We start from the raw sequence: 12,525 nt of genomic DNA on the forward strand, positions 1-12,525 counted from the left end.
AGGAACTGAATCTTTCATCAGCTCCTATTTTTTGAAAAGTTTAATCTTTCCAAAGACTATTGACTTTTTCTTGTACTTCTTGATTTTCTAAAAATTCATCATAGGTTTCGTCAATACGATCAATGACACCATTTTTAGAAAGAACAATAATGTGATTAGCAAGTGTCTGGATAAATTCATGATCGTGGCTAGCAAAAATAATAGATTCTTTAAAGTTTTTCAGACCGTCATTTAGGCTAGAAATAGATTCTAAGTCTAAGTGATTGGTTGGATCATCTAGTACTAAAACGTTTGATTTGAGCAACATGAGCTTTGACAGCATGACACGAACCTTTTCACCACCTGACAAGACGTTGACAGACTTGTTAACCTCATCACCAGAGAAAAGCATGCGACCTAGAAATCCTCGAAGGAAGGTGTTGTCATCTTCTTCTTTACTTGCAAATTGACGGAGCCAGTCAAGAATAGATTCACCGCTGGCAAAATCTTTGCTATTGTCTTTTGGTAAATAAGATTGACTAGTTGTAATACCCCACTTGACAGTTCCTTCATAGTCAATATCTCCCATAATAGCTCGAATCAAAGCGGTTGTTTGAATGTCATTTTGTCCAATCAAGGCTGTCTTGTCACCCGGACGCAAGATAAAGCTGATACTGTCAAGGATGACTTCGCCGTCAATCTTGACAGAAAGGTTTTCGACTGTCAAGAGGTCATTTCCGATTTCGCGTTCGGCTTTGAAGTTAATAAATGGATATTTACGGCTTGATGGGACAATTTCTTCCAGTTCAATTTTGTCAAGCATTTTTTTACGAGAAGTTGCTTGCTTAGATTTTGAAGCATTAGCAGAGAAGCGAGCAACAAATTCTTGCAGTTGCTTGATTTTTTCTTCAGCTTTAGCATTACGATCTGCTAAGAGTTTAGCAGCTAACTCACTAGATTCTTTCCAGAAATCATAGTTACCAACATAGAGTTTGATTTTACCGAAGTCCAAATCAGCCATGTGTGTACATATTTTATTGAGGAAGTGACGGTCGTGGGATACAACGATAACGGTATTTTCAAAATCAACCAAAAAATCTTCTAACCAAGAGATAGATTGAATGTCAAGACCGTTGGTCGGTTCGTCTAGCAGCAGAACATCTGGTTGACCAAATAGAGCTTTTGCAAGGAGTACTTTTACTTTATCTCCATTGGATAATTCACTCATATTTTGATAGTGAAGATTTTCTGGGATATTCAAGTTCTGGAGGAGTTGAGAGGCTTCACTTTCAGCCTCCCAACCACCTAACTCAGCAAATTCACCTTCTAATTCAGCTGCTCGGATACCGTCTTTATCAGAAAAATCAGGTTTCATGTAAATGGCATCTTTTTCTTTCATAATGTTATAAAGATGCTCATTTCCCATGATAACTACATCAATCACTCGTTCTTCTTCATAATTAAAGTGATTTTGCCGAAGGACTGAGAGACGTTCGTCTGGTCCGAGTGAGATATTTCCAGTCGTTGGTTCGATATCTCCAGCTAGGATTTTTAAAAAAGTTGATTTTCCTGCACCATTAGCACCAATTAAACCATAAGTATTTCCTTTTGTAAATTTGATATTCACATCATCAAATAATTTTCGATCACTAAAGCGTAGTGAGACATCTGATACTGTAAGCAATAATTTTCTCCTAATTCTGTAATCTGTAATTAGTTTCATTTTACTAGAAAATTTGACTTTTTTCAAATGATTCGGGGATAAAATATGACATTTTAGAATATTGATAAGTAAGAGAAATTTCAAAAATTTATAATGAATTTAGAATATTTTTAGGAGGAGAAAATGAAAATTTTATTGGTAAATGGTTATCAAAAACATGATTTTTGTAAAGGAGAATTAAATTTTAGTTTGTATAATATTATGTTGGATAAATTACGTCACAATCATGATGTGCAATTATCGTCAGTTGAGAACTATAATGTAATAGACGAGAGAAATAAGTTTTTGTGGGCAGATTTGATTATTTTTCAATTTCCTATTTATTGGTTTAATGTACCTGGGAAGTTGAAATTATATATGGATGAAGTCTTTGAATATGGTCAATTTTATTCATTTGCAGATACTTATGGACAAGGTGGTTTAATGAAAAATAAAGAATATATCTTATCCACAACTTGGAATGCACCAGAAGAAGTTTTTAATAATCCGGCTGCATTTTTTGATGGAAAAAATGTAGATGATGTTTTGATTTCATTCCATAAGACCATGGAATTTTGTGGTTTAAAGAAAAGAAAAACACTATCTTTTCATAATGTTGTGAAAAATCCTCAATTTAAATTTTATAAACAGACAATAGAAGATTATTTTTTAAAAGAGTTGTAAATAGTGTAAAGGGGGCGTAAAGTGTTAGTTGTTTTTAATTTTAAAAATCAGATGTCAATCAAGCAACAATTAGAATTGTTAGAGAAGTTCAATCAACCAATAAGCAAGCAACATCAATTGATTATTGCTCCTATCATACCGGATTATAATGTATATCATTTTGACATTGCAGTTCAAAATTTGTCAATTAAAGGAAGAAATGTAGGTGATTTATCGCCTCAACATTTAAAACATTATAATATAAATTATGCTTTTGTAGGTCATTTAGAAAGGCAAAAGTATTTAAATGAAACAACAAGAATGATTCGCTCAAAGATTGACAATGCTTTACAGAAAGATATTATTCCTATTATTTGTGTAGGAAATCATGAAAATCCTATTTTTGAATGCGCAACATATTTAGATGATCTAGATCTTCAGGATAAACATATTATTGTAGCTTACGAAATATTGAGTGCAACATTAAAAGGAAAAAAAGATTATTCCTTTATAGATGTTGAAGAAAGTTTTCAAGATTTAAAAGATTATTTGGATAATTTAAGTGTAAAGTTTGGGTTTACATATCAGTTGATTTTTGGTGGTGGTGTAAACTGTGAAGATATTGAACAGATTTTAAATATTGGATTTGATGGGATTCTTATTGGAGATAGAATTGAAAGTTTGGTTGAAACCTACCAATACTTACTAAAAGATACTCTTGTATTGATGTAGAAAGACAAGGAGAAGAAAAAATGAAATCAATTTTAGTAACAGGTGGAGCTGGATATATTGGCTCTCATACTGTAAAGGCACTTTTAGATGCTGATTATGATGTGCATGTTTTGGATAATCTAGCATCAGGTGTCAGGGATGCGGTGGATGTAAGAGCGCACTTTAAAGAACTGGATGTTTATGATGAGCTGGCATTAAAAGATTATTTACAATCTCATAAAATTGATGCTGTATTGCACTGTGCAGGGGAAATCGTTGTTAGTGAAAGTATTGAAAATCCTAGTAAATATTTTGCAGCAAATGTAGCTGGTATGAATCGTGTGTTAAAAGTATTATCAGAAGTAGGAATTGATAAAATTATATTTTCTTCTACAGCTTCAGTTTATGGCAATAATTGTATGGATAAACCTGCAAATGAAGATACGCTATTAAATCCAGTAAATCCTTATGCAGAGACAAAACTGATGGGAGAACGCATGATTTATTGGATGGCCAACCGCTATAGTTGGAAATATGTCATTTTTCGTTATTTTAATGTTGCTGGTGCTGCTATGGATACTTCAAATGGTTTGAGGGTTAAAAATCCGACACATATTATCCCTAATATTAATAAAACGGCTCTTGGACAAAATGATGCTTTAAAAATTTATGGCGATGATTATGAAACGCGAGATGGATCATGCATTCGTGATTATATTCATGTTTTAGATTTAGCGCAGGCACATGTAAAGGGATTTGACTATTTGTTTACAGATTCGTCAACTTCACAGATTTTCAATTTAGGAACAGAACAAGGTTATACTGTCAAGGAAATTTACAATACTGCAGAGCAAATTTTACAGCAAAAAATTCCTCATAAAATTGTGGCACGTCGTTCTGGTGATCCAGCAAGTGTGTTAGCAAATGCTTCTAAAGCAAAAGAATTTTTAAATTGGCAAGCAACTTATTCTTTGAAAGATATTATATTATCTGATTATAAATGGCGTGTGAAAGCTGGTAATTCAATTGTCAAATAATTTTAAGAAGTGTAGAAATAGTTTCTACACATTTTTCTTGAAAATGGTATAATATTATCAAGAAAATTCAAGGAGAATGTGATGTCAAAACCTATTATTTTAACAGGAGATCGTCCAACAGGAAAATTACATATTGGTCATTATGTAGGAAGTTTGCGAAATCGTGTTTTATTACAAGATGAAGGAAAATATGAATTATTTGTATTTTTAGCTGATCAGCAAGCCTTGACAGATCATGCTAAGGATCCTAAGACAATTGTAGAGTCAATTGGAAATGTAGCATTAGACTATTTAGCTGCTGGATTAGATCCTGAAAAGACAACTATTTTTATTCAAAGTCAAATTCCTGAGTTGTCAGAGTTGTCAATGTATTATATGAATTTGGTGTCATTAGCGCGTTTGGAACGTAACCCAACTGTCAAGTCAGAAATTGCTCAAAAAGGATTCGGTGAAAGTATTCCAACTGGTTTTTTAGTTTATCCAATTGCACAAGCAGCAGATATTACTGCTTTTAAAGCGAATTATGTTCCAGTAGGAAATGATCAGAAACCAATGATTGAACAAACTCGTGAAATTGTACGTTCTTTTAACCATACTTATAATTGTGATGTCTTGGTAGAGCCTGAGGGCATTTATCCTCAAAATGAAGCAGCAGGACGTTTGCCGGGGCTTGACGGGAATGCAAAAATGTCTAAATCTTTAAATAATGGCATCTATTTATCTGATGATATGGATACTTTACAAAAGAAAGTGATGAGCATGTATACTGATCCTGACCATATCAAGATTGAAGATCCTGGTAAAATTGAAGGCAATATGGTTTTTCATTATTTAGATGTGTTTGGTCGTCCAGAAGATGCGCAAGAAATTACAGCAATGAAGGAACACTATCAACGAGGTGGACTGGGAGATGTGAAAACAAAACGCTATTTATTGGAAATTTTAGAGCGTGAGTTAGGACCAATTCGTGAACGTCGTGTTGAATTTTCAAAAGATATGGGAGCAGTTTACACTATGCTACAAAAAGGTAGCGAAAAAGCACGTCAAGTAGCTAGTCAGACCCTTTCTGAGGTAAAATCTGCTATGGGGATTAACTATTTTAAATAAAAATGAGCAAAACTATCACCAAAAGTGATGGTTTTTTAGATAATAGTGATTGACAAATACAGATAGAATGGTATCATATTAACAATAAATACGAGCTGTGCTCAATCAATAAAGAAAAGAGGAATTTGTGGATGTCTAACTGGGACACTAAATTTTTGAAAAAAGGTTTTACTTTTGATGATGTATTACTCATTCCTGCAGAGAGTCATGTTTTGCCAAATGATGCGAATTTACAAACAAAATTGGCTGAAAATTTGACACTCAATATTCCAATTATCACCGCAGCAATGGATACTGTTACAGAAAGTAAAATGGCCATTGCTATTGCTCGTGCTGGAGGTCTTGGTGTTATTCACAAAAATATGTCTATTGAGCAACAAGCGGATGAAATTCGGAAAGTTAAACGATCAGAAAATGGAGTTATCATTGATCCATTCTTCTTGACTCCAACTCATACGGTATCAGATGCAGAAGAATTGATGGAACGTTATCGTATCAGTGGTGTTCCTGTTGTTGAAACGCTTGAAAATCGCAAATTAGTTGGGATTATTACAAATCGTGATATGCGATTTATTACGGATTATAATCAACCTATCTCAGCGCATATGACGAGTAAAAATCTTGTGACAGCTCCTGTTGGAACAGATCTTGAAACGGCAGAGCGGATACTTCATGAGCATCGCATTGAAAAATTACCATTGGTTGATGACTACGGTCGTTTATCTGGTCTGATTACAATTAAAGATATTGAAAAAGTAATTGAATTTCCAAATGCAGCTAAAGATGAATATGGTCGTCTTTTGGTTGCTGGTGCAGTAGGAGTTACTTCTGATACATTTGAGCGTGCAGAAGCTTTATTTGAAGCAGGTGCAGATGCTATTGTCATTGATACAGCACATGGACATTCAGCGGGAGTACTTCGGAAGATTGCTGAGATTCGTGAACATTTTCCAGAACGAACGTTGATTGCAGGAAATATTGCTACTGCAGAAGGTGCACGTGCGTTATACGATGCTGGAGTTGATGTTGTGAAAGTCGGAATCGGTCCAGGTTCAATTTGTACCACTCGTGTCATTGCTGGAGTTGGTGTACCTCAAGTGACGGCAATTTATGATGCTGCACAAGTTGCGCGTGAATACGGGAAAACAATTATTGCAGACGGAGGTATTCAGTATTCAGGAGATATTGTGAAGGCACTGGCTGCGGGAGGAAATGCGGTCATGCTCGGTTCAATGTTTGCTGGTACAGATGAGGCGCCAGGTGAAACGGAAATTTTCCAGGGTCGTAAGTTTAAAACTTATCGAGGAATGGGTTCGATTGCTGCTATGAAGAAAGGGTCCAGCGATCGTTATTTCCAGGGTTCTGTCAATGAGGCGAACAAGCTAGTTCCAGAAGGAATTGAAGGTCGTGTAGCTTATAAAGGTGCAGCAGCAGATATCGTTTTCCAAATGATTGGAGGAGTTCGTTCTGGTATGGGATATTGTGGAGCAGCCAATCTCCAAGAACTACATGACAAAGCTCAATTTATTGAAATGAGTGGAGCTGGTTTGAAAGAAAGCCACCCTCATGATGTTCAAATTACGAATGAAGCTCCAAACTATTCTGTACAATGAGATTTATTATAAAAGCTCTGCAGTAGATAATGCAGAGCTTTTATAATTAACACACTTTACAAACGTGTAAAGCGTGTTAATATCTAGTTTACACCTTATCTTCAGTTAAATGTCCTTCATGAATTGAGAAAATTTTAATATTAGAAGGCACGTTTTGTAGATGTTCTAGAGTTGTTGTTGTCATAAATGTTTGGATATTTTGAGAAATAGTTTCAAGTAAATTAAGTTGACGACTATTGTCAAGTTCACTCATAACATCGTCAAGTAGAAGAATTGGTTTTTCTTTAGTAACAGTTTCCATGAGCTCAATTTCTGCCAGTTTGAGAGATAAAACCACACTTCGATGTTGTCCTTGACTACCAAAATTGGCATTCATGTCATTGATACAAAAAGCAATATCATCTCGATGGGGACCAACTCCAGTATTTTTTTTAAATAAATCTCTACTACGGCTTTGCTTTAATGCAATTTGGAAGGATTCTTTTAACTTATTGGAATCTGAAAGTGGAACAGAAGAGCAGTACTTAATGGTTAAGTTTTCTAAATGACTTGAGAGTTCCAAATGTTTTTGTTGACCAAAGTGCTCTAATTTTTTGAGAAATTCTATCCGATGCTGCATAACACGACAACCAAATTCCACTAGTTGATCATCTAAAACTGCTAAAAAAGTCTCATCTATTGTTTTTGCTGTTTTTAAATAAGTATTTCTTTGTTTTAAAACATGGTGGTAATGTGATAAATCAGATAAATAGATTGGCTTAATTTGCCCCAATTCTATATCAATAAATTTTCGTCTAAGGGCTGGAGCTCCTTTAATCAACTGTAAATCTTCTGGAGCAAATAAAATAACATTCATATTTCCAACATAATCAGATAGTTTGCTTTGTTTTAGATGATTAACCTTTGTAATTCTTCCTTTAGGTGTCAAGTCAATCTCTAAAGAGATTTTCCCCGTTTGCTTGACAAGTTGTCCAGATATTTTTAGGGTGTCTTTGGAGAAATAAATTAAATCTTTGTCTGAACGAGTTCGATGACTTCGTGTCAATGCAAGAAAATAGATGGCTTCCAAGATATTTGTTTTTCCTTGAGCATTTTGGCCTAGAAAAATATTGAGACCAGAATGAAAATCTATTTCAGTTGCTTCATAATTACGAAAATGTTGAATTTGTAACTTTTTTAACCACATATTAAATACCTGGGAAGCGGATAGGAGCCTTTTTATCCGATTTATTGGTTCTCAGACTTGTTGTCGATTTACTTTTTTTGATATTTTTGTTCATTTCTTTTACAAGGGTGGCAACTCGTCTTTTTTCTAAAAGCTCTTTTTCATGCTCCCCCCTTTCCTCTTCATTTGGTGCAGTCAGCAGTATTTCTAATTTTTGATTTGGGAGAGTAATAGTATCGCCAATGCGAATTTTCTTTCCGCGGCGAGTTTCGAGCTCTCCATTAAAATAAACTTGATTTTCTTGAAGAAAACTTTTAATAGCACCACCACTTTGAATGATTCCGACTTCTTTTAATAAAGCTTGTAGGGTGATGTAGTCATCAAATAATTTATATTTCATAATTCACCTCGATCTTTGTCATTATATCATAATTAGATGAAAAGATGATATTAGAATTATCACAATCACACCATTAAGAAAACGTTTTAAGTTGAAAGAATAAAGCTTGAAGGAGAAATTAGGAGTCGTTTCGTGATATAATAGAAGTCAATATTAAAAGAACATGAGGGACACTATGGAGCTGGTTTCTGGAGTAGATCTCCATTTTATAACATCCAAAAAATTTAAAACGAATCGAATAAAAATGAGGTTTTCAGCTCCGATGTCTACGGATACGATAGCGGGGCGCGTGCTGGTTGCAAGTATGTTTGAAACAGCTAATGAAATCTATCCAACTTCGCAGATTTTTCGTGAACGATTAGCAACTCTTTATGGTGCCAACTTTTCAACGGGATTATCACGCAGAGGACTAATACATTACGTGGATTTAAATATCTCTTTTGTTAGCGATGCATTTTTAAGTCGAAAAAATACACTAACAGGAGAGATACTTGATTTTTTAAAGGATAGCTTGTTAAAACCTTTAGCGAATGAAGGAGCTTTTAATCAGGCTGTTTTTGAAATTGAAAAAAAGAATGTACTCAATGATTTAAAAGCTGAAATTGAAGATCATTTTTATCACGCGCATCAAGAGCTGAATAAATTATTTTATACAGAAAAGGAAATACAAACTCCTCGTTTAGCTACGCCAGACTTAGTTGACAAGGAAACACCAGAAAGTAGTTTTGCTATTTTTCAAAAAATGCTTCAAAATGATAAAATTGACATCTTTTTTATGGGTGATTTTAATGAGATTGAAGTCTGTGAACATATTAAAACCTTTGGTTTACAGCCGCGTCAACTTAGTTTGCAACTGCATTATCATCAAGAATTTTCGAATGTTTTAAAAGAATCATTGGAGCGAAAAGATGCTTATCAATCTATTGTTGAATTAGGATATCATTTTTCTGCTCAATATGGTGATAAGACTCATATCCCTCTTATTGTATTGAACGGACTTTTAGGTGGCTTTGCTCATTCAAAATTATTTGTTAATGTTCGGGAAAAAGAGGGTCTAGCTTATACAATTTCAAGTAGTATTGATATTTTTTCGGGTATGATGCGTATTTATGCTGGAATTGATAGGAAAAATCGAACAAAAACAGTGAGTTTAATTTATCGACAAATTGCAGATTTAAAAAAAGGACATTTTACTGATGAGGCGTTAAATCAGACCAAAAAAATGCTACGAAATACGATGCTCCTTTCTTTAGATAGGCAAAATACGTTGATAGAACAAGCTTATATGGCATCTGTTTTGCAGAAAACATTTATGCCAATTGCTGTTTGGCTAAATGCTTTAGAAGCAGTCAGCCGAGAAGATATCATTGTTGCTGCAACACAACTCAGGCTACAAGCGATTTATTTTATGGAAGGAAAATAATGCAAATTTTAAAAATGGAGAGGAAGGATTATCCAGCAGTTGGAGAAGCAGTTTATCAGACTACTTTACGAAATGGTCTAAAAGTATTTCTTTTACCCAAACGAGATTTCAATGAAACTTATGGGATTATGACAGCAAATTTTGGCTCAATTGATACTTCTTTTATTCCGCGTGGTTCTAATCAAGCTGTTCAATACCCTGCAGGAGTTGCACATTTTTTGGAACATAAATTATTTGAGGATGAAAATGGTCAAGATCTTTTACAACAATTTGTTGAATTAGGTGCTGAGAGCAATGCCTTTACAAGTTTTACTAAGACCAGTTATCTTTTTTCGGCGACGGACAATGTTTTAGAAAATGTGAGATTGTTGCAAAGTTTACTAGAAAATGCTTATTTCACAGAAGAATCTGTTCAACGTGAACAGGGAATTATCCAGCAAGAAATTGATATGTACAAAGACAATCCAGATTATTGCCTGTTTTTTCACACTTTAGCAAATCTTTATCCAGACACTCCATTGGCAGAAGATATTGCAGGAAGCGTTGAATCAATTGCAGAAATAACTGTTGAGGATTTGGATGAAAACTTTGAAACCTTTTACCATCCATCTAATATGAGTTTACTGCTGATTGGTAATTTTGACTTAGAAAAGACCATTGCTGTTATTCAGGAACAACACGAATCTTTGAAGGGGATTGATGAAGAAAGTTTGATTAGACGTTTTCCCCTTGCGTTAAATCCTGTTATTTCTACTGGGAGTGTTCGAATGGAAGTGGCAAGTTCTAAACTTGCAATCGGATTACGTGGGAGTCAATCACTAGTGGGAGCTGATTTATTTCGTTATAAGACTGCTTTAAAACTGCTATTTGCAATGATGTTTGGTTGGACATCTAAAAGATTTCAAACGCTTTATGAGGCTGGAAAAATAGACAACTCATTATCGTTAGAAGTTGAAGTAGAAAAAGATTTTCACTTTGTGATGTTAACAATGGATACTAGTGAGCCAGTTGCTCTGTCTCACCAATTTCGTTCTGCGATTCGTGATTTTGAAAAAGACCCTGATGTAACAGAAGAGCATCTTGATATTATAAAAAGTGAAATGTTTGGTGATTTTTTACATGGACTGAACTCATTAGAATATATTGCCACTCAATACGAAACCTTTTCAGAAGGGGATAATCTATTTGATTTACCAAAAATATTACAGACAATTAGTTTAGTTGATGTGATTGAAATAGGACATCATTTTATTGATTCTTGTGAAATGATTGATTTTACTATTTTTCCAAAATAATTTCATGTTTTGATGAAATTTGGTAAAATAGTGTTTAATAGAAAGAAGGCTAGTGTGTATGAGAAAGAAAACAATCGGTGAAGTCCTGAGGTTAGCTCGTATTAATCAAGGAATGAGCTTGGAAGATTTACAAAAGAAAACAGATATTCAGTTAGAGCTACTGGAAGCTATGGAAGCTGATGATTTTGATCGTCTTCCCAGTCCTTTCTATGCTCGTTCTTTTCTAAGAAAATATGCTTGGGCTGTTGATTTAGATGAGCGAATTATTCTTGATGCTTATGAAGAAGGAAACATGATTACTTATGATGAAGTGGATGTTGATGAGGAAGAGAATTTTAGAAGTCGAAGAACAAAAAAACAACGAACTTCTTTTTTACCATTATTTTATCTGACGATTCTTGCATTAGCTATTTTATCTTTTGTTAGTTATTATGTTTGGACGTACGTTCACCATAACTCATTAACAACCACTCCTTCATCAAGTTATAGTGTTGTAAACAAACAGACAACTACTTCTTCTAGTTCGACTAGTGAGGCAACTTCTAGTGAATCTTCTGGCAGTTCAAATACAAATTTGACTGTATCAGGAAATGGTAACAACTTGACAGCAACCTTAACAGGTGCAACAAGCTCTGTCAATTTAAAACTATCAGTTACTGATGCAACTAGTTGGGTAAGTGTTACAGGTACAGACTTAGAAGGTGGGGCAATATTAAGTCCTGAGAATCAAAGTGTGTCAACCACTATTTCACCAGGCACTACCTCAACAATTACTCTTGGTGTGGTTCAAGGTGTGACCATTACAATTGATAATCAACAGATTGATACGTCAGGCTTGACAAGTTTGACAGGTACAATTACACTTATAATAAACAATTAAGGAAAAGAAAATGAAAAAAGAAAATATTCCCAATGCTTTAACTCTTTTGCGGATTGCTTTAATTCCAATTTTTATTTTAGTACTATCCTTGGGTCACTCTGTTGGAATGCATGTCTTTGCAGCGATTATTTTTGCAGTAGCCAGCATTACAGATTATTTGGATGGATATTTGGCTCGTAAATGGAAGGTTGTAACAAATTTTGGGAAATTTGCTGATCCGATGGCAGATAAGTTATTGGTCATGTCAGCTTTTATTATGTTGATTGAAATGAATATAGCACCTGCTTGGGTTGTTGCAGTTATCATCTGTCGTGAGTTAGCTGTGACAGGTTTGCGGCTATTGTTGGTTGAAACTGGAGGGACAGTCTTAGCTGCTGCTATGCCAGGGAAAATAAAAACATTTACGCAGATGTTTTCCATTATTTTTCTGTTATTGCACTGGACACTGCTAGGACAAGTTTTGCTATATATTGCATTGATTTTTACGATTTATTCGGGTTATGACTACTTCAAAGGAAGTGCCTATCTTTTTAAAGATACATTTAGATAA

12 protein-coding genes are annotated in these 12,525 nt (G+C 34.4%); 9 read left to right on the forward strand and 3 right to left on the reverse strand.

Annotation, left to right across the window (positions count from 1 at the left end; all coding sequences use genetic code 11):
• Positions 1 to 40: 40 nt before the first annotated feature.
• Positions 41 to 1,663: an ATP-binding cassette domain-containing protein gene (locus tag HMPREF3249_RS03080; RefSeq protein ID WP_049533459.1), complete on the reverse strand. Its 1,623-nt coding sequence runs from the start codon at positions 1,661 to 1,663 to the stop codon at positions 41 to 43.
• A gap of 162 nt (positions 1,664 to 1,825) precedes the next feature.
• Between HMPREF3249_RS03080 and HMPREF3249_RS03085 the strand changes: the two genes are divergently transcribed.
• The 5 genes from HMPREF3249_RS03085 to guaB all read left to right on the forward strand — a co-directional run bounded on the left by HMPREF3249_RS03085 (position 1,826) and on the right by guaB (position 6,812).
• Complete coding sequence (locus HMPREF3249_RS03085) at positions 1,826 to 2,365, forward strand: NAD(P)H-dependent oxidoreductase (RefSeq protein WP_003027895.1); 540 nt, start codon at positions 1,826 to 1,828, stop codon at positions 2,363 to 2,365.
• A 21-nt stretch (positions 2,366 to 2,386) separates the two neighbouring features.
• Positions 2,387 to 3,076, forward strand: a complete 690-nt coding sequence (locus tag HMPREF3249_RS03090; protein ID WP_003027894.1) for a triose-phosphate isomerase — start codon at positions 2,387 to 2,389, stop codon at positions 3,074 to 3,076.
• A gap of 20 nt (positions 3,077 to 3,096) precedes the next feature.
• Positions 3,097 to 4,092, forward strand: a complete 996-nt coding sequence (gene galE / locus HMPREF3249_RS03095) for a UDP-glucose 4-epimerase GalE (protein WP_065426971.1) — start codon at positions 3,097 to 3,099, stop codon at positions 4,090 to 4,092.
• Between the two features lie 81 nt (positions 4,093 to 4,173).
• Positions 4,174 to 5,199, forward strand: coding sequence for a tryptophan--tRNA ligase (gene trpS, locus HMPREF3249_RS03100; RefSeq protein ID WP_059221671.1), 1,026 nt, complete (start codon positions 4,174 to 4,176; stop codon positions 5,197 to 5,199).
• Positions 5,200 to 5,330: 131 nt separating this feature from the next.
• Entirely contained in the window at positions 5,331 to 6,812 is a 1,482-nt protein-coding gene (guaB, locus tag HMPREF3249_RS03105; RefSeq protein WP_003030719.1) for an IMP dehydrogenase, read from the forward strand.
• A gap of 88 nt (positions 6,813 to 6,900) precedes the next feature.
• Here guaB and recF read toward each other — a convergent pair whose 3' ends face one another.
• Both recF and yaaA read right to left on the reverse strand, forming a co-directional pair.
• Positions 6,901 to 7,998, reverse strand: a complete 1,098-nt coding sequence (recF, locus tag HMPREF3249_RS03110; protein WP_003027889.1) for a DNA replication/repair protein RecF — start codon at positions 7,996 to 7,998, stop codon at positions 6,901 to 6,903.
• A 1-nt stretch (position 7,999) separates the two neighbouring features.
• Positions 8,000 to 8,377, reverse strand: coding sequence for a S4 domain-containing protein YaaA (yaaA, locus tag HMPREF3249_RS03115; protein ID WP_003031580.1), 378 nt, complete (start codon positions 8,375 to 8,377; stop codon positions 8,000 to 8,002).
• Positions 8,378 to 8,552: 175 nt separating this feature from the next.
• On the opposite strand from yaaA, the gene yfmF reads away from it, so the two are divergent.
• From yfmF to pgsA, 4 genes are read left to right on the forward strand one after another with little or no spacing between them, the layout of a single operon-like run.
• Positions 8,553 to 9,800, forward strand: a complete 1,248-nt coding sequence (gene yfmF / locus HMPREF3249_RS03120; RefSeq protein ID WP_059221669.1) for an EF-P 5-aminopentanol modification-associated protein YfmF — start codon at positions 8,553 to 8,555, stop codon at positions 9,798 to 9,800.
• The gene (gene yfmH, locus HMPREF3249_RS03125) at positions 9,800 to 11,095 is read left to right on the forward strand and encodes an EF-P 5-aminopentanol modification-associated protein YfmH (RefSeq protein ID WP_049533456.1); all 1,296 of its coding nucleotides are present in this window, start codon (positions 9,800 to 9,802) and stop codon (positions 11,093 to 11,095) included. The genes yfmF and yfmH overlap by 1 nt, the downstream gene beginning before the upstream one ends.
• A 58-nt stretch (positions 11,096 to 11,153) precedes the next feature.
• Positions 11,154 to 11,975, forward strand: a complete 822-nt coding sequence (gene rodZ / locus HMPREF3249_RS03130; RefSeq protein WP_049533455.1) for a cytoskeleton protein RodZ — start codon at positions 11,154 to 11,156, stop codon at positions 11,973 to 11,975.
• 10 nt (positions 11,976 to 11,985) lie between these two features.
• Positions 11,986 to 12,525: a CDP-diacylglycerol--glycerol-3-phosphate 3-phosphatidyltransferase gene (pgsA, locus tag HMPREF3249_RS03135; protein WP_003027883.1), complete on the forward strand. Its 540-nt coding sequence runs from the start codon at positions 11,986 to 11,988 to the stop codon at positions 12,523 to 12,525.

Origin of the sequence: Streptococcus sp. HMSC36C04 (assembly GCF_001839535.1) — a bacterium.
Taxonomy (GTDB): domain Bacteria; phylum Bacillota; class Bacilli; order Lactobacillales; family Streptococcaceae; genus Streptococcus; species Streptococcus hominis.